Origin of the sequence: Gracilibacillus orientalis (genome assembly GCF_900114645.1) — a bacterium.
Lineage (GTDB): Bacteria > Bacillota > Bacilli > Bacillales > Amphibacillaceae > Gracilibacillus > Gracilibacillus orientalis.
This window is the reverse complement of record NZ_FOTR01000001.1, coordinates 746830-766093: the sequence shown is the minus strand read 5'-3', so window position 1 is coordinate 766093 and position 19264 is coordinate 746830. Positions and strand designations below refer to the sequence as shown.

At 36.2% G+C, this 19264-nt stretch carries 16 protein-coding genes; 9 read left to right on the top strand and 7 right to left on the bottom strand.

Annotation, left to right across the window (positions count from 1 at the left end):
* Positions 1 to 212: 212 nt before the first annotated feature.
* Together BM121_RS03535 and BM121_RS03530 are read left to right on the top strand one after the other, a co-directional pair.
* Complete coding sequence (locus BM121_RS03535) at positions 213 to 824, top strand: class I SAM-dependent methyltransferase (protein WP_091481183.1); 612 nt, start codon at positions 213 to 215, stop codon at positions 822 to 824.
* 151 nt (positions 825 to 975) lie between these two features.
* Positions 976 to 1557 carry a thioredoxin family protein gene (locus BM121_RS03530; RefSeq protein WP_091481181.1) on the top strand — a complete coding sequence of 194 codons (582 nt, stop codon included), beginning with the start codon at positions 976 to 978 and terminating at the stop codon, positions 1555 to 1557.
* Positions 1558 to 1682: 125 nt separating this feature from the next.
* Here BM121_RS03530 and BM121_RS03525 read toward each other — a convergent pair whose 3' ends face one another.
* The 3 genes from BM121_RS03525 to BM121_RS03515 are packed head-to-tail and all read right to left on the bottom strand — an operon-like array spanning position 1683 to position 4519.
* Complete coding sequence (locus tag BM121_RS03525) at positions 1683 to 2987, bottom strand: TRAP transporter large permease (protein WP_091481178.1); 1305 nt, start codon at positions 2985 to 2987, stop codon at positions 1683 to 1685.
* 19 nt (positions 2988 to 3006) lie between these two features.
* Positions 3007 to 3501, bottom strand: a complete 495-nt coding sequence (locus BM121_RS03520; RefSeq protein WP_091481176.1) for a TRAP transporter small permease — start codon at positions 3499 to 3501, stop codon at positions 3007 to 3009.
* Positions 3502 to 3505: 4 nt separating this feature from the next.
* Positions 3506 to 4519: a TRAP transporter substrate-binding protein gene (locus BM121_RS03515; protein ID WP_091481173.1), complete on the bottom strand. Its 1014-nt coding sequence runs from the start codon at positions 4517 to 4519 to the stop codon at positions 3506 to 3508.
* 277 nt (positions 4520 to 4796) lie between these two features.
* Between BM121_RS03515 and BM121_RS03510 the strand changes: the two genes are divergently transcribed.
* The 5 genes from BM121_RS03510 (at position 4797) to yicI (ending at position 11478) form a co-directional block, all read left to right on the top strand.
* The gene (locus BM121_RS03510) at positions 4797 to 5855 is read left to right on the top strand and encodes a LacI family DNA-binding transcriptional regulator (RefSeq protein WP_091481170.1); all 1059 of its coding nucleotides are present in this window, start codon (positions 4797 to 4799) and stop codon (positions 5853 to 5855) included.
* 290 nt (positions 5856 to 6145) lie between these two features.
* Positions 6146 to 7441 carry an ABC transporter substrate-binding protein gene (locus BM121_RS03505; RefSeq protein WP_091481168.1) on the top strand — a complete coding sequence of 432 codons (1296 nt, stop codon included), beginning with the start codon at positions 6146 to 6148 and terminating at the stop codon, positions 7439 to 7441.
* Between the two features lie 63 nt (positions 7442 to 7504).
* A complete protein-coding gene (locus BM121_RS03500; RefSeq protein ID WP_091481165.1) occupies positions 7505 to 8368 on the top strand; it encodes a carbohydrate ABC transporter permease in 864 nt (287 codons plus the stop codon).
* On the top strand, positions 8365 to 9189 hold the full coding sequence (locus BM121_RS03495) for a carbohydrate ABC transporter permease (protein WP_091481162.1): 825 nt from the start codon (positions 8365 to 8367) through the stop codon (positions 9187 to 9189). The genes BM121_RS03500 and BM121_RS03495 overlap by 4 nt, the downstream gene beginning before the upstream one ends.
* A gap of 24 nt (positions 9190 to 9213) precedes the next feature.
* Positions 9214 to 11478 carry an alpha-xylosidase gene (yicI, locus tag BM121_RS03490; protein ID WP_091481160.1) on the top strand — a complete coding sequence of 755 codons (2265 nt, stop codon included), beginning with the start codon at positions 9214 to 9216 and terminating at the stop codon, positions 11476 to 11478.
* A gap of 102 nt (positions 11479 to 11580) precedes the next feature.
* Here the strand turns inward: yicI and BM121_RS03485 are convergent, their stop codons facing one another.
* Genes BM121_RS03485 through BM121_RS03470 form a run of 4 tightly spaced genes read right to left on the bottom strand, consistent with a single transcriptional unit; the run spans position 11581 to position 15528 of the window.
* Entirely contained in the window at positions 11581 to 12597 is a 1017-nt protein-coding gene (locus BM121_RS03485; RefSeq protein WP_091481157.1) for a sugar kinase, read from the bottom strand.
* Entirely contained in the window at positions 12590 to 13345 is a 756-nt protein-coding gene (gene dagF / locus BM121_RS03480; protein ID WP_091481153.1) for a 2-dehydro-3-deoxy-phosphogluconate aldolase, read from the bottom strand. Before dagF ends, BM121_RS03485 begins: the two co-directional genes overlap by 8 nt.
* A 1-nt stretch (position 13346) precedes the next feature.
* Positions 13347 to 14450 (bottom strand): DgaE family pyridoxal phosphate-dependent ammonia lyase, encoded by a 1104-nt coding sequence (locus BM121_RS03475; RefSeq protein ID WP_091481150.1) that lies wholly within the window; start codon positions 14448 to 14450, stop codon positions 13347 to 13349.
* On the bottom strand, positions 14428 to 15528 hold the full coding sequence (locus tag BM121_RS03470) for an amidohydrolase/deacetylase family metallohydrolase (protein WP_091481148.1): 1101 nt from the start codon (positions 15526 to 15528) through the stop codon (positions 14428 to 14430). The genes BM121_RS03475 and BM121_RS03470 overlap by 23 nt, the downstream gene beginning before the upstream one ends.
* A 275-nt stretch (positions 15529 to 15803) precedes the next feature.
* On the opposite strand from BM121_RS03470, the gene BM121_RS03465 reads away from it, so the two are divergent.
* Both BM121_RS03465 and BM121_RS03460 read left to right on the top strand, forming a co-directional pair.
* Positions 15804 to 17528: a sensor histidine kinase gene (locus BM121_RS03465; RefSeq protein WP_091481145.1), complete on the top strand. Its 1725-nt coding sequence runs from the start codon at positions 15804 to 15806 to the stop codon at positions 17526 to 17528.
* Between the two features lie 10 nt (positions 17529 to 17538).
* Positions 17539 to 19050 carry a response regulator transcription factor gene (locus BM121_RS03460; RefSeq protein ID WP_091481143.1) on the top strand — a complete coding sequence of 504 codons (1512 nt, stop codon included), beginning with the start codon at positions 17539 to 17541 and terminating at the stop codon, positions 19048 to 19050.
* Positions 19051 to 19264: the final 214 nt, after the last annotated feature.

Below are 19264 nucleotides of genomic sequence, written 5' to 3'. Positions count from 1 at the left end.
TACAAAGAGCTGACATAATTTTAATTACCAAATCTAAGTGCCATTCATAAAGATTTGTCTTAAAAATGAAGATAATTACCAAATCTAAGTGTAATTGACAAAGATTTGTTGTATAAATGAAGATAATCAATAAATCCGAGAACCCTCACTAAAGATTTGTCGCAAGATAAACAACAAATTTCAATAGTAAGAAATTTAATGGAGGTGGAAGGATGAAAAAAGAAAAGCTGATCAAAAAGTATGATAAGCAGGTGAAGGTGTATGAAAAAAATCGCAATCATTCAACACTGTCAACGTGGAGAAAGAAACTAATAAATAAGGCATATGGCAATGTTTTAGAGGTTGGAGTTGGAGCAGGAGCAAATTTCCCTTACTACACTGAAGAAACTGTTCAAGTCACAGGAGTAGATTTTAGCTCAGAGATGATAAAGAGTGCGAAACAGGCTGCATCTGATTACCATTTCCGTGCAGAGTTTCTGCAAGAAGACGTTGATCATTTAACATTGGCACCAAACTCCTATGATTGTATTGTATCAACCCTTTCACTATGCAGTTATGCAAAGCCCCATGAGTTAATGAATAAATTTAATGACTGGTGCCGAGAAGATGGCATCGTGTTATTAATGGAACACGGACTTAGTTCAAACCTTTTTTTATCCTATTCACAGAAGATTTTAGATCCGTTATTCACAAAAATATCTGGCTGTCACTGTAATCGAGATATCTTGAAGATAGTTGAAAAATCAGATCTACAGCTTATAAATATCGAAACATATTGGTCAGGTATTGTATACATGATTTGCGCTAAACCTAATAAGAATTAGGACTGTTCTGTTAACTTGCTAGATTACTTTTTTTTGATTCTGGTTTCAGAAGACTTTGCCTTTCTCATGTTAGTTGAGCATTATCTTTGAATCTATCTCTTCCTTTTGATACCGTTTTCATAAATATCGTATGATAAGGAGGAGTTTTTTTATGGCTTTTACGTTGGAATTGGGTCAGAAGGCACCAGATTTTATGCTTCCTGCAACTGAAGGTAAGTCGTATAGCTTAGCAGATTTTCATGATGCAAATGTTTTAGTCGTTTTCTTCACTTGCAATCATTGTCCATTTGTTGTTGGATCGAATGAAGTGACACGAGCGACCGCTGAAAAATATGTGGATCAAGGTGTAAAGTTTGTGGGGATCAACTCTAATAGTGTAAATACCAAACCAGATGATTCCTTTGAAGTAATGGTGGAACAGATGGAAGAGGAGAAATATCCGTGGGTATATTTACATGATGAGTCGCAGGATGTAGCCAAGGCATATGGTGCTTTGCGTACACCACATTTTTACGTATTCAATCAAAATCGTGAGTTGATTTATACTGGTCGTGGCCTTGATGATCCACGTGAGTCTGAAAAAGCAACGGTAAATGATTTGCAAAATGCGCTTTCTGAACATTTGGCAGGTAAAGAGATTTCAACACCATTAACTAACCCACTCGGTTGTAACGTGAAATGGCATGGTGAAGATGAACATTGGATGCCAGCAGAAGCATGTGATCTCGTTTAGGAGCAATGTTAACTAGAAGAAGCATAAGAAAAACAGGCAATCTCGAAGACAGCTTTTCCGATTTATACTTTCTTTCCACATTAAAAAAGGCTGACAGAAAAAATCCTGTCAGCCTTTTTTCTGCATTATAACCCTAACAAGTTAGGAAGGAATAAACTTATTTCTGGGACATAGGTAACAACCATCAATAGGACAAACATGGCGATATAGAACGGCATTAATGGTTTGATCAAATTTTCGACCTTTTCTTTTCCTACCATGGATCCGACGAATAAACCGGTTCCGACAGGTGGTGTAATCGTACCGACACATAAGTTTAAAATGAAGAAAATGCCAAAATGGACCGGGTCTATCCCAATTCCCTCTGCAATCGGCAAGAAAATGGGTGTGAATATTAGAATCGCTGGCGCAATGTCCATGAACATACCGATAATTAACAAGAAGATATTAATCAGCAATAAGATAATCAATGGATTAGTGGATAAACCAAGAATAAATTGACTAAGCGCATCAGGAATCCCAGTGAAAGCCATCGCAAACGACATAAGTGAAGATGCAGCGATAAGTAACATGACCATACCAGACATTTCGACAGATTTGATTAAAACTGCAGGTAATTGCTTGATAGTTAACGTTCGATAATACACCAGTGCTAAAAATAAGGCATAAACCACACAGACAGCAGATGCTTCAATTGCTGTGAACACACCGGTTAAAATTCCACCGATAATAATAAAGATTAAGAGAATACTAGGGATTGCATCTAAGACTATTTTCTTTTTATTTATGTTGGCGGTTTCAGATTTTTCTACAATTGGATACTTTCGTTTTCTAGCAATAACAAATGCAACTGCCATAATCGTTATGGCCCACAATATGCCGATGACGTATCCACCCACAAACAATGCGGCAATCGATGTGCCTCCACTAATTAAGGAAAAGATAATGAATGCCGTACTAGGCGGTATTACCATTCCTGACGGGGCAGAAGCGATATTGACAGCTGCTGCAAATTTTCGATCATAACCTTCTTTTTCCTGTAGTGGTACCATAACCCCACCAATCGCTGTAGATGCTGCAATGGCAGAACTGGAAATCGAACCAAACAATGCATTTCCAACCACATTAGTATGGGCTAAAGATCCTGGAACCCTACCGACTATTAGCTTTGCAAAATCTACTAATTTATGAGCGATTCCACCATTATTCATAATAATACCTGAAAGAATAAAGAAAGGAACCGCAATTAATGAAAAGCTATTCAGACTTGACACCATTTTCTGTCCGGCAGTAAACACTGCAATATCCAATGGCAGCATCAAGAGAACCGTAGCCAATGATGCTACGGCGATACATATCACAATCGGTATGCCGACTGCTAGTAATATAGCAAAAACAAGAACTAACAAAATGCTAGCTTCTGCAACCATATCAAAGTCACCTACTTCTTTAAGAGTTTTCTTGTATATGTACTGGTTTTGAACCGATTAGGTCGATTAAATTAATTAAACAATATAAAAAGATGGATATTCCCGCAACTGGAAGGGATAAATACACATATCCCATCGGTAAATGAAGTGATGGAGAAATTTGCACCATCGTCAGTGATACAGCCTTGAAACCTCCCATGATCATAATGACAGCAAAGAGGGCAAAACTGATTTGCACGAAAATTTCCAACATCCGTTTTATCTGTTCACTTTTTATTCGGTTACTAAGAAAAGTGATGGCGATATGTCCTTTTTTACCAACAACATAGGCACCTGCTAATAAAGAGAACCAGATTAAACCAAATCGAAGGAATTCGCCTGTTAATGAGCTTGGATTATTTAATATATATCGACTGATTACTTGCCAACTCGTGACAATAACCATAATCAATAGCAAAGTACAGGTAATGACTTCGATCGTACGGTCAAGGTATTTACGAAAAGCTTTGTTCATACACTTACTCTCCTTCGGAATTATTACTTGCATCGCGAATTGCTTGATAAATCTTGCCTAATTCCTCATCTTGTTTGAACGTTTCATGAATAGGCTGCACCTTTTCTAAAAAAGGCTCCTTCTCTACTTCATTAAACTCGACATCATATTCTTCTACTGCCTCATTTTTTTCTGCTTCCACAGCGGCATTCCAAACTTCTTTTTCGTATTCAGTCGATTCTTTAGCGGCTTCTTGTATAGCTTGTTGTTGGTCTTTGGTCAGTTGTTCTAAAGAATTATCATTCATAATCACAATGTCTGGAACCCGTGTATGTTCATCATAGGAATAATAGGAAGCCACATCTCCATGACCAGCTGTAACAAGAGCAAATTCATTGTTCTCTGCACCATCGATAATGCCTTGTTGTATAGATGTGAACACCTCTCCACTTCCAAGTGGTACCGCTGTTCCACCTAATAATTCGATCATTCGGATAGCGGTTTCACTTTCCATGACACGAATTTTTTTACCTTCAATATCCTCTGGAGTTTGAACAGGTCCATCCGTTAAATAGAAACTTCGCTGGCCAGAGTTGTAATACGTTAATCCGATAAAACCTAAATCTTTAGTAGATTGATAAATCGGTTTCATTATTTCCTGATTTTCCATGACACGGACAAAATGATCAATATCATCGAAAAGATAAGGGATACCGAAGACAGAATACTTATCGGAAAAACTTTCAAGTGCAGATCCGCCTACCTTTGTCATATCTATTGCCCCTGTTTGTGTTAATTCAATTAGTTCGCGTTCTCCACCTAATTGTCCGTCAGGGAAATATGTTACACTTACTTGTCCATTCGTCTTTTCTTCTACTAATTCGCCAAACTTTGCCATAGCATCTTTCACCGGTTGCGCATTACTTGCATAAGCAAAGCGCAAGACGACACGCTCATCTGCATGTGTTTGTTGATTGCATCCGGTTACAATTAGCACGATACAAACACTAAACAGTGCCCATAATATTGTTCGTTTCATCATTTTACCCCCAAGCACTTAGTTTCTCAGTTGTTTAATGGGAAATCCCTTACATTTTTAAATCTACATAATTCGATTTAAAGTATACTAACAGATAAAAATAAAGTCAAAAAATAATGTTTATATATTTTTGTTTTGTTGGTTTTGTCTGTGTTTCGAAAGCGGATACAACAGCGTGTTCATTTGTTAATTAAAAAAAGTTAAAAAATTTGACAATAACATCATAGGTTATGAAATAATTAAGTACGATTAGAATAAATAACTTGGAGGAAAGTGTATGAAGGTAACTGCAAAGATGATAGCAGAAGAATTAGGAATTTCAACAGCCACGGTAGATCGTGTGTTGAATAATCGCAAAGGAGTAAGTGAAAAGAACATTCACATAGTGAAGCAAAAAGCGAAAGAACTTGGATATCAACCAAATAGAGCTGCAAAATTTTTATCAACCCAAAAAGTTGTACGTGTTGCATTTATTTTACCTGTTTTTCCAGATTATTTTTGGAATGAATTGGAGATGGAAATAAAAGAAGCTGCTTCCCTATATGCAGATTTTGGTTTTCAAACGGATGTGCATAGAATACATACGATTCCGCAAAATGATCAACTGGACTATATGGAGGAACTTATCGAGCAAGACAAATACCAGGCTTTTGTGATAGCACCTCATGACGCTAAACCAACTGAATCGGTTATTAACAAGGCAATGGATAAAAATATTCCGGTTTTTACGATCAACACTGATGTACCTGACAGTCAACGTATTGCGTATGTTGGTAGTGATTATTACGATGCTGGATATCTTGCTGGAGAATTAATTTATTTGTTTCAAAAAGATCTCTCCAATATGGTATTAATCAGAGAAAAAGAAAACACCTTTCAAATGCAACAAAAAGAAAACGGTTTTTTAGATTTTTTTAAAGAAAAAAGGATGGAAAATAAAGTCCAGATTGTGAAATATAACAAAAGTGCCTATATACAAAAAGAACAAGTCGGTGAATTGTTACACGACCATAAAGAATTGTTTAATCAATCTGAAGCGGTATATGTGGCAGGAGGTATTATCGATGAATTGCAAAAATATTGGTTCTTCTCAAAAAAAACACATATTATTATTGGGCACGATATTAACCAAACGATTTATAATGCGATAAATAAAGGAGTTATCACTGCAACCATTTGTCAGGATCCTATGGCGCAAGCAGCTATCACGCTAAAAAAATTGACTAAATATTTTCTTGATGAGAATGTAACGGAGTTAGATAATCACATCGTAAAATTAGAAATTGTAACAAGAGCGAATGCTAAATATTATTTAAAAAATACAAAAAGTGATTGACGTACATCACGGTATTGGTTATGATATAATCAGTAAAAGATACTAACTTTTGCTCAATATGATGTACGTACATCAACATTTATCCAATAAACTCAGCGGTATTTATTATTATTTTTTAGCTTGGATGATGTACGTACATCAGATAACAGAGGTGGTTTGCTTTATAACATAATGAAAGGGCATACGTAGCTTTTTTAAACGATGATATGACAGAAGTTATTCGAGGCTCACAGCAAAATGCGTCAAAAATGAAAGGGTTATCAAAGAAAGATATCTTGAGGAGGATAATAATGAATATCAAAAAATTATGGATTGGTGTTATAGCATTAGTAACGATGATGGTGTTAGCTGCTTGTTCTGATGAAAGTGATGATAGTTCGTCAGATAATGAACAAGGGGAAGATGAAGTAACTGTTGAATTATTTAATATTAAAGTAGAAACAACAGATCAATTAGATTCACTGATAGAGGATTATGAAAGTGAGAATGAGCATGTCAATATTAATGTCACAACGGTAGGTGGAGGACAGGATGCTTCTTCTGCATTACAGGCTAAATTCTCATCTGGAGATGAACCTTCTATCTTCTTACTAGGTGGTCTATCTGATACAGAAAAATATAGTGAATACTTATTGGATGTTTCTGATATGGAAAGTGCGAAAACGGCAATTGACGGTACATTACAAGGTGCTACCCTTGATGGAACTCCATACGGTATTCCTTTAAACATTGAAGGGTTTGGCTGGATGATTAATAAGGATATTTTTGAAAGAGCTGGGGTCGATCCGAGTACAATTGATAGTTATGACAAATTTGTTGAAGCGGTAGAAACAATCGACTCTCAAAAAGAAGAATTAGGTATTGATTCAGTGTTTGCCTTTAGTGCAATGGAAGATTGGGTAGTTAGTCAATTTTCTAATCACTTTACTGCACCAGAATTCGATAATGATGTGAATGTTGCATATGAGGCAGACGAATTACAATTTGAGTATGGCGAGCGTATGAAAGAGTATACAGATTTAATTAATCAATATAATTATCAGCCGATTCTTTCTTTAGACTATGGTACATCGGTAGAAGAATTGTTTGCGAATGATCGTACAGCTATCATTCATCAAGGTAACTGGATTGTTCCGTCATTAAATAGTATTGATGAAACATTCACACAGGAAAAGCTTGGTATTTTACCATTGTTCACAGATTCTGATGATGAAGGCTACATTAGTGCGGGGCCATCATGGTTCTGGGGAATTAATAAAGAGAAAGATGATGAAGTAGTAGAAGAATCCAAGAAATTCATTGATTGGATGTATACATCTGAAAAAGGAAAAGAACTCATTGTCACTGATTTTAAATATGTTCCTGCACATGAAGGCTATGATATAGAATCTATTACAGATCCGGTATCTAAAGAAGTATATGAAATGTTACTAGATGATAAAGGAAGAGTATGGGCGCACAACCAATATCCTGATGGGTTTTTCTCAACAGCCTTATTTCCTGAATTCCAGAAATATCTAGGTGAAAAAATTACATGGGAAGAATTTGAAAAAGTAGCAGCGGAGAAATTTAAAGAAATGCGCTAAATCATGTGAAGAGTGGAGTTACCGCAATGGCTCCACTCTGAACTTGGAAAGGATGTGGAGTAAGTGAATTTTAGCAAGCGCACGTATTGGTTATTTTTGTTTCCGACATTACTGGCTTTATTACTGGTTTTAATCATACCTTTTGGCCAAGGTATTTACTATTCATTTACTCAATATAATGGGTTTGAAGTGAGTGCATTTGTTGGTTTGGATAATTATAAGAACCTATTTAGCGATGATCAATTTGTTTACAGCTTATGGTTTACCGCTGGATTCTCTATTGCATCTGTTATTGGGATTAATGTAATTGGTCTGTCATTAGCGATGTTAGTTACGCAGAAACTAGGAAGAATAAGTACATTGTTTCGGACAGTTTACTTTATGCCGAATTTAATTGGTGGGATTATTTTAGGTTTTATTTGGCAGTTTATTTTTCTAAAAGCATTTACCGGTATAGCAGATTTGACAGGATTGGATATTTTCCGTGGGTGGTTATCTGATACGGAGACTGGCTTCTGGGGACTTGTTATTCTCTTTGTATGGCAAATGAGCGGTTATATTATGGTGATTTATGTATCCTTCCTCAATAATGTGCCGAAAGAACTGATGGAAGCAGCAACGATTGATGGAGCTAATATTTGGCAAAGTTTTTGGAAAGTTAAGTTCCCGATGATAGCACCTGCCTTTACAATCAGTTTATTTTTAACTTTATCGAACGCATTTAAAGTATATGACCAGAACATGGCATTGACATCTGGTGGACCATTTGGCTCTACGGAAATGGTTACGATGAACATCTATAATACAGCATTTAAAGTGCAAGAGATGGGATATGCACAAGCAAAGGCGATTCTATTTCTTATTATTATTACATTTATTTCGGTTCTACAGCTATACATTACTAGAAAGAGGGAGACAGAACTATGAAGAATAAAATACGTATACACAAATATAGTATGATCCTAATTGGTTTGATCGTCTCTTTAATATGGATATATCCTTTCTATTTAGTAATTGTCAATTCTTTTAAAACCAAAGCAGATATTTTTAATAGTACATTAGGATTGCCGCAGATACCAACACTTGAAAATTATCCAACCGCATTTATGGAGTTGGATTTTATCCAAAGTTTTATGAACTCTTTTCTGGTAACCGGAGGAAGTATTTTGATTATCGTCATGTTTACTTCTATGGCTGGCTATGCACTATCCAGGAATCCAAGTAAAACGAGTTCAGGCATATACTTTTTGTTTGCGATTTGTATGCTCATACCGTTTCAATCAATTATGATTCCTTTAGTTTCCTTGTTTGGTGCAGTCGATATGTTAAATCGAACAGGAATAGCTATCATGTATTTAGGATTGGGTTCCAGTATGGCGGTGTTTCTATATGTAGGTGCTATGAAAGGTATCCCGAGAGCACTGGATGAAGCTGCAATTATCGATGGTTGTAATCGTCTGCAAGTCTATTGGTATATTATTCTACCAATGTTGAAGCCGACTACTGTAACTGTCATTGTTTTAAATGCCATCTGGTTTTGGAACGATTACCTATTACCATCAATCGTCATCAATAAGGAAGGAATGTACACTATTCCATTAAAGACTTTTTACTTTTTTGGCGAATATTCAACGCAATGGCATTTAGCCTTAGCGGCATTAGTGTTAGCGATCATTCCAATCATTATTTTGTATGTGATTCTGCAGAAATATATTATCAACGGAATCTCAGATGGAGCAGTTAAATAAAATAAAGATAAAGGAGATGGAAAAATGAAATTCACAAATGGCAATTGGCTCGTGCGAGAAGGTTATCAAATACACTTTCCGAGAATAGTTCATGAAGTAGAAGAGCAAGATGGTACGCTCACTTTGTATGCACCTTGTAAATATCTTAATCATCGCGGGGATACACTAGATGGACCGATACTAACGATTAACATTTCTTCACCTCTCGAAGATGTGATCCGTGTCCAAACATGGCATTTTAAAGGCGGCAAAACAAAGTATCCAAATTTTGATGTGATCGAACAAGCGAAAGCAGTTGAAGTAACAGACCATGAAGAGAAAGTAACATTCCAAAGTGGGACTTTATCGTTATCTATTTCAAAACAAGACTTTTCATTAGCATTTGATAATGAAAATGGACGTTTAACCGATGCAGATGGAAAAGGTTTATCCTGGATCGAGGCTCCAGAAGATACAACATATATGCGTGGGCAATTACGACTTGGCGTAGGAGAGCATCTCTATGGTTTGGGAGAGCGTTTTACACCATTTGTAAAAAATGGGCAAACCGTCGATGTTTGGAATAAAGATGGTGGTACAAGCTCGGAACAATCTTATAAAAATATTCCTTTTTATTTAAGCAGTAAAGGTTATGGTATTTTCGTAAATCATCCGGAAGAAGTAAGTTTTGAATTAGGTTCTGAAACGGTAGCACGTTCCCAATTTAGTGTAGAGGGCGAATATTTAGATTATTACTTTATCAATGGTCCGACACCCAAAGATGTAGTAAGCCGTTATACTGAATTAACAGGGAAGCCCGCACTACCGCCTGCATGGTCATTTGGTTTATGGTTATCGACATCGTTCACAACAGATTATAATGAAGAGACAGTCAACCATTTTGTCGATGGCATGGCAGACCGTGGTATCCCGTTAAGTGTCTTCCATTTTGATTGTTTCTGGATGAAGGAATTTGAATGGAGCAATTTTATTTGGGATCGCCGTAACTTCCCAGATCCAGAAGGTATGTTAAAACGTTTGAAAGATAAAGGCTTAAAGATTTGCGTTTGGATTAATCCATATATTGCGCAAAAGTCAGTCCTTTTTGATGAAGGAATGGAAAAAGGCTACTTAATAAAAAAGCCAAATGGAGATGTATGGCAGTGGGATCTATGGCAGGCCGGAATGGGGATTGTCGATTTCACCAATCCTGAGGCATGCAAATGGTATCAAGAGAAATTAAAAGCGTTACTAGATATGGGTGTGGATTCCTTTAAAACCGACTTTGGTGAGCGCATTCCGACAGATGTTGTTTATCATGACGGATCAGATCCACAGAAGATGCACAACTATTATTCCTATATATTCAATGAAGTCGTATTCGATCTCTTAAAGGAAGAAAAGGGTGAACAAGAAGCAGTTGTCTTCGCACGTTCAGCAACAACAGGCGGTCAGAAATTCCCTGTCCACTGGGGCGGTGACTGTGATTCAACCTATGACGCAATGGCGGAAAGTCTTCGTGGCGGTTTGTCCTTAACATCATGTGGATTTGGTTACTGGAGCCATGATATTGGTGGCTTTGAGAATACTGCAACACCAGATGTCTTCAAACGTTGGACGGCTTTTGGTTTATTATCAAGCCACAGTCGTTTTCACGGAAGTTCTTCCTATCGTGTACCATGGAATTTTGATGAGGAAGCTGTGGATGTTGCACGTTATTTTACCAAACTGAAAAACAGTTTAATGCCATATCTGTATGGTCAAGCTGTCGAAAACAGCAAGACAGGTGTTCCGGTTATGCGTTCGATGGTGTTGGACTTTCATAATGATCCATTATGTGAGACGTTAGACAGACAGTATATGTTGGGCGATTCGATTCTTGTTGCACCGATTTTTAATGAGGAAGGGATTGGCTCTTTCTACTTACCTAAGGGAAGATGGACACATCTTTTAACAGGGGAAGTTGTTGAAGGTAGTACATGGATCAAACAACCATATGACTACTTCAGCCTGCCACTGTTTGTAAGAGAAAATACGATCTTACCAATCGGCTTTAATGAGGAGTCCCCGGTTTATAACTATAACCAGGATATTAGATTGAAAGTTTACGAGATAGCAGATGGGGCTAGTGCAACACGAACATTATATAACCAACATGGTGTAGAAGTTGGCAGTGTACATGTCAAGCGTCAGAGTAATCAGTTTCATGTCGAGCTTTCTGGTATAGAAGGTGAGTGCACGGTTGAAATTGTAGGTTATAAGACGGTGCATTTAGATAAAGGAACAGAATCTTATGTGATTGAAATTTAAATTCAGAGTGAAATATCAACAATAAGCTAGACTACTTTATTAAAGGTAAAGGGGAGCAATTATGCTCCCCTTTTTTGGATGATTTTATATGAAATTCTCACTTTATCTAATGACATCATGATTTTTATGTGACATTAGAGATATAATATCTCGTTCGGTTGACATTGGTGTATCCCCTTTAGTTGTATGTGCCAGTACTGCTGCTGATGTTGCGAAATTGATTGTATCTTCTGATGAGTACGCATTACATTCACCGTGGATAATGCCACTTGCGAATGCATCACCTGTACCGATTCTATCTAGTACGTTGAATGTTTTTTGATTGGAAAAGTGAAAGATTTTCTCTTTATACATATACCCTTGAATCGAGTGTTTGTTTTCTGTATGTACAGAACGACGAGTTCCCGCGATGATAGAGATATTATATTCTTTAGCTACAAGTGGAATTAGTGATGTAAGTTTTTCTCGTTCATTGTGAGCCGTCGTTTCAAAACCTAAGGTATGTATCGCGTCTTTTTCATTCATGATTACGATATCTGCTAATCTTAACATATCTTCATAGTGTGGTTCCGCCTTTGAATGCCCGTTTTCACCCCAAAGGGACGGTCTGTAATTACAGTCAAAAAATACTGTTCCTCCTCGTTCTTTAACTAAAAGGGCCAAATGTTTCATCTGATTTCGGACCGTATCATTCATTGCCAAGCTGATTCCGCAAAAATGAATGAAATTTATGTTTTTGGCAATATGCTCAACATAGTCTGATTCGTATTGGGTGGTATTGAAACTACTCTCTAATCTATTAGAATAGGTAACTCTAGGTGGCCTAACTCCAAATCCGTTTTCTAAAAAATACATTCCGATATAGTTGCCATTTCTATTTACATATTGAGTGTCAATGCCGAGTTTTCTTAAATAAGCTAAAGCGGTATCGCCCATAGTATTCTCCGGTAATGTAGTGATTAACATTCCTTTATGTCCTAACTTTGATAAGCTTCCACATATATTTACGCCTGTACCTGAGAAGGTATATGATAATGTATCTGATTGAGACAATAAATGATATCCTGGAACCTCTAACCTCATCATCACTTCTCCATATGCTGCGATATTATCAGACATATTGATCTACCAACTTCTTCATTTTATCTCTTAATGTTTTAACATCTTCCACATTTGTTATACCTGTTGTGGAATCAATGATAGATGAATATACATGAGGGATAATATGTGGGACATTTGCTTTTAGAGCGATGTCTAAAATTTGTTCGAAATTATCAAGATCGATTCCACCTGTAGGTTCTAAAGCAAAGTTCTCCTCCCCACATGCTGTAGCGACCGCACGATACTCTTCTTCAAAAGTAAGTCCTTTCATTGGGAAATACTTCAAGGCATTTCCTCCCATATCTCGCACGAGAGCAATAGCTGTTTTAATTGGAATATCTGCGGGTTGACCTGTTGCTTCACTTTGAGGTCCTGTAGCTATATTGACATATCCTATTTTGCCTGTTGGAGAGACCAAAGCATTTATCCATCTACTACCATCAGAAAGTAAGCCTCTTGTAATTCCTACATATGGAAAAACTTGATTAATGTGGTGTGCACTATAGCCCTTTGCAATCTCAGCCACAGCGTTTGCTTGTTTGCTATCACCACCTCCGAGACCAATTGAGATGGCGTCATCAAGCTTTGCACCGAAATGTTTCATGTTTTTAATTGCTTGTTTGGTGTCTGGATAGTCTTTAGATAACAGACCAATAAAAACATATTTATTAGCAGCAAGATATACTTCTTCTGCATTTTTTAAATCCTTTGCCAATACATTGAGTGCTACACGATTTTTGTAGAAATGTTCATATATAGATGGCAAATTATTTCCCTCCTAAGATAGTGTGTAAACGATCAAAAATAATGTCTATATCACCTTTTTTCAAAGGGCGTGGATCAATATCAAAATATCCTTGTGATACACCATAGTTTCTTGTATAGATTGCAATATCTCCTGCTTCTAGTGCTGCGGTTAATTGCTTGGCAGAAAGTTTCAAGGAGTTTGAATCAATAAAAATTCTCCCTCTGAAAATATTACGTCCGGCTTCGTCTTGAACAATCGATATTTCTACACCTTGTAAATCATTTAAAGGTAGTAGTTTTTCAAGCTGTTTGTGATCTTCTTGGTTGGAATCAGTGTTGTCAAAATAGTCATTTAATGCTTGGAGTAAACCAAAACTAGATTCTTTACCCACTTTCATACTACGTCCAATCCCATGAAGTTGCTGTTTCACCCATTCAACATATTGCTTTTTACCTGCAACTATTCCTGATGTCGGTCCTTCTATAGCCTTTGATCCACTAAAAATAACAAGGTCTGAACAAGATATATACTTTCTTAGGTCCCCTTCAGCCGCGGCATCTACAATCAAAGGTATATTGTTTTGTTGTGCTACTTCAAAAGCTTCCTCCACAGAAATGGTGTTTTTTTGCACGGCATGGTGGGACTGAACATATAAGATGGCAGCAGTTTGGTCATTAATAGCCTCCTCCATATGTTCTTTTTTTCCTTCATTCGCATAACCTACTTCAACTACCTTACCTCCCCCTAGATAAATCATTGTTTCAATTGGGGCACCATATTGCACATTATGACCCTTAAACATGATTATTTCATTTTGGGAAAGCGGTTCTTGATGGAGCCGCATACTTTTTCGCTTATTACCTTCTGTCACTAATCCAGCAATTGAAAGTGCAATGCCACTAGAAGCAGAGTTGACAATGACAGCCGCTTCACTATTCAACATGTGAGCAATATAGCTGCCAGACTTTTCAACCAAATCTGCTATCTCTACATAGTTTTGTCCACCCACTTTCATAGCTTCCATCACTCGATCACTCGGAGCAGATACGCCTAAAATACTCATTCTCCCACTTGCGTTGATGACTTGTTTGAGACCATATTTAGCATGTAATGAATTCCCCATTAATGACCACTCCTCTTGGTTTAATAATCTGATTGCCTACTCTCGATTCACCATCTGAATCTACTAATTGTACTTTAGTGTTTTCTACAGAAAAAATTGATAGATTGGCTATGTCTCCAACCTGAATTCTTCCTAAATCGCTTCGGTTAATTCTCTTGGCTGGTTCGACGGTAATGGCATGGATAACTTCTTCAAGTGTATATCCTAGATACAGAAATTTGCTTGCTGTCATTCCTAAACTGTAGACAGGTCCATTCATCCGATTTTTTCTGTATATATCAGTACTAATGGAGAATGGATAAATATCATTTCTTTTCGCCAGTTCTCCAGTAGAAAATGAAAAGCTGGCACTTCCATGGCCGACATCGATGTGTACACCGCGGTTGATAGCATCGATAAATGCAGGTAGGGGCTTTCCGCTCCTATCAAACAAGTTATTAGCCTTTCCATTAAGAAAATGTGTAACGATATCGTGTTTTTTTAATAATGGAAGGATTTCTTCAACTGACGGTGGACCTGATCCGATATGTATCATGAGTGGAAGATTAGTATGTTCTGAAAAAAGACGTGCTTTTTTTAGTGGAAGCAATGCTTGTTCTTTGACAACGCTTTTACTAATGCGTGCTTTTAATCCAACAATAAAATCATTATACTGTTCTACAACTTTCATTAATTTTGATTCATCAAGCCATGCCATATTGGACAGTTCATCTATTCTTGTTAACCCTATACGAGAAACATTTAGGAAAGCGAATACATTTGTTTTACTAATGCGACTATTATTGACTAAATCCACCAATTGATCTGCACCACAACTCCCAGCATCAACGATAGTAGTTACTCCTTGTTTGATGCCAATTTCATCAATGTTATCTCCATAAGGTTGTAAGTCTTCAAATGCATGGACATGCAAATCAATCCATCCACTAGATACATAGCAATCAGAAAAATTTTTGGAGTTAGCTAATCGGCTACTTCCAGCTGGTATGATTTCTGAAATTTTCCGGTCGTCAATCACAAAATCTACTTTTTCTCCTGAGAGCAGTTTAAGATTTTGAAGTGCAAACTTGTTAGCCATGACTCTACAGCTCTCCTTTTCATAATGAAATGTTATTATTCCCTTCTTTTTATGTCTAGCTAAAATAATATCAATTTAAAGTATAGTTGTCTATACCTATTTTAAGATTTTTTTAAGAGGTACTCAAAAAATAGTAAACTAAATGATAGATTTACTAGATAATAACATAGTGTTATAATCTTTTCTAATAAAATCATGGGTTAATTTTCCAAATAAAGGTTAAAATTAATGTTTTTAAAAAAGGAATTAATTTTCTAGAAAAGGGCGTACAAAATATGAAAAAATGGTTTCAACGTTCTTTACAAAATCAATTGATGGTGTTGATACTTTTAGCAGTTATACTTCCTATTTGTTTATTAGGTGCTTTTTCTTACACGATGGCAAATCACTTATCTAAAGAACGTGCAACGGTGTCAAGTTGGTCTTCACTACAACAGTTAAAAACATCGGTAGAATTTATAGTAAATGATGTGAACAGTATGTCGGTGTTTCTAATCGGTAATCAAGAAGTACAAAGTTATACTCAGTCCATGGACGCAACGATTCAACAACGTCGCAACATTAGTGGTTTTTTAGCTAATTTAATCTTTTCAAAACCTTATATTGCCAATATTTTGATTGAACCAAATAATAACATATCGTCCATTTCTTATATACCGATCCTAAATGTAGAGGAAGACCATTTGACATATGATAATCAAAACAAATGGTGGTCAGGCCGGTATAGGAATCAAAATTCTATGGAAACACAAGATGTAATTTCATTTGTACGACCCATTCGAAGTATTCATAATTATACGACTTCGGGATATTTAACTATCTTTCTTGACCAACAATACTTGGAAAAACAATTGAATGCTATTAATTTTGAATGGGAAGGCAGCACGTTAATATTACAAGATGACTTTGTTATTGCAGGTAGTCTGGAACATTCGATCGAAGAGGAAGATCTTCAATTACTACAGTCGTTAACTAGTAGTCCACAACAGACACTAAACAAAAAAATAGCCGGTGTCGAGAGTACCATATTGACAATGGAGTTATCAGATGTTAACTGGAAATTAATTCGAGTGATTCCAACCAAAGAATATACAGCACAAAATCGAAAATTTATTTTCCTAACAATAGCTGTTGTTTTTATTTCACTATTTTTAATCGCAGGACTTGTTATATTTTTTATTCGAAAAGTTACTCGTCCATTAACCAGGTTAACAAATACTATTCGTCATGCTCAACCGGACCAAGGAATTAAAGAACTGCCACGAAGTAATAATCATGAGGTAGGTCAATTATTGACGAGTTATAATTCATTGACTAGCCGAATTCGTCAGTTGATGGATAAAATTAAAAGGCAAGAAGCCCATAAACGAGAAGTGGATTTGCAAGCTTTGCAAGCGCAAATTAACCCACATTTTCTATACAACACCCTTGCATCGATTCAATGGATGGCATTAGTGAATAGAGATAAGCAAATCTCAACAATGGTTTCATCATTGAGTAACGTTTTGCGATTTAGTTTAAACAAAGGAGACGAATATTGTGAGGCAAAACAAGAATTAGAACATTTATATAACTATGTTCGCATTCAACAAATTCGCTATCCTGATAAATTTGAATTAAAGTTAAATTTTCCAGAAGAAATTAAGTCTTATCATATGTTGAAGCTCGTTCTACAACCATTAATCGAAAATAGTATTGTACATGGATTCTTATCAAATAACAATGAAAACGGTATCATTGAAGTATCGGGTGATTGGAATGGATCTTTATTACATGTAAAAGTTCAAGATAATGGAGCAGGGATGTCTGAACGGCAAATAGCACAACTTAACCAACAATTTATAGAAGATGAAAAATTGCAAAGTGTGCTAGGTAAACATTACGGATTGCGTAATGTGCATTTGCGTTTGGTGCTTCATTATGGATCCGTTGCGAAACTAAAAATTAAAAGTGAACCAAATAAAGGAACAAGTATTACATTTAAAATTCCATTAGATTGAAGGTGACAGGATGAAAGTATTAATCGTAGATGATGAAGTTGTCATTCGTGAAGCTATTAAAGATGTTATTTGTTGGGAGGAGTACGGTTATGAAGTTATCGAACCTGCTGGATCAGCGGAAGATGCGATACTCAAAATGGAAAGATATGCTCCTGAAATAATGATTACAGATATAAAAATGGGAGGAAAAAGTGGATTAGATCTGGCTAAGTATGTCAAAGAGATGAATTTATTGATGGAAATGATTGTACTGACAGGATATGATGATTTCGAGTTTGTTCAAGAGGCATTGCGAAAAGGTGTAGGTGATTATTTGCTCAAGAACAGTAACCCAGATGAGATTCTTGCAGCTGTTCATGAGGCAAAGGAACGACTGTTAGAAAAAAGAAAGGAAAGGGACAGAAAAAAGATGGAAGATATTAGAGGAATCGAAGAAAGCATTCAGCAGCTCATTATTTCTTCCGATGCATTGTCATTAAATGAGACAGCACTACAACTCATTCCCCAATCGCATCATTCAGTTTATAAAGTAGTAATTATCAAGCAATCAATCACTGGCGATCAATTAAAAGAAATGGAGAAAATATGGAATAAGTATCTTTTCGGGTTGTGGGTATCGATTCAAGATCAAACCATTATCGTTGTTCATCAAAATAGTCAGACAAATAGTGATTATTTATTAAAAATGGCTTCAAAAAAAGTCTGTCAACAATTACGTAGTACATTGCTTATCGGAGAAGCTGTCCATAAGTTAGAACAACTTTCTATCTCTTATCGAAGTGCCCAGTCGCTTATACTTTACCAATGGATTTTAACAGATTTAGATGTAATTAACCCAAATGATGTACAACATCGAGCAGGAATTAAAAGTTCAAATTTTATTAAAGAAAAAGAAGAAGAGTTAGTGGGTTTAATCACTAGAGGGCAAGCTGAGGACTTAGAAATGTGGTTAAATACGTTCATGCAATATTTATTACGACATCCACATGCAACTCCAGACTCCATTCATTTTGTGATCCAATCGTTATATATTACCAAAATTCGATTTATGAATCGTGCAGCGCAATCTATTGGAAAACCAGAATGGGATGTGATCACATTACCTGATACAAATCAATGGTTATCAGACATTAACGTATTGTTATCTTATTTTGAACGACTACGTCGAGAGTATCAAAACGTGATGAATGAACATAGTAATTTTATCCATGTGGCTCTACACGTCATGGAAGAAAATCTAAATGAATCCCTCACATTATCGGATATTGCCAATAAAGTACATGTTCATCCCAATTATTTAAGTGAATCACTGAAGAAAAAAACAGGGAAACCCTACGTAGAATTAATGAAAGAAATGCGTATGAAAAAAGCTCAAGAATTGCTTCTCTCACTCCCGGCTCCAGTAAGACAAATAGCGTCCCAAGTAGGATATACAGATTGGAAATATTTTGCATCTCAATTTAAAAAGTATACTGGAATGACACCAACGCAATATAGGGAGAAAGAGAAGGAAGATGTTTGATTAGCTGGAAGAAAAGAAATTTCAGATTATGCTGTCTAGCACAGAACGGGCAAAATCTAGTATCATTTCTTCAGATAAGTCGTCATCAGCCTCCTTTGTCACTGTAATTGCTGTGTTCGATTTATACCGTCATATTCATATTGTACAAAAATATTGATTTACCCGTATTGCATGGGCGCTTGCCCTATAATACGAATGTCATAAGTAGTGAACT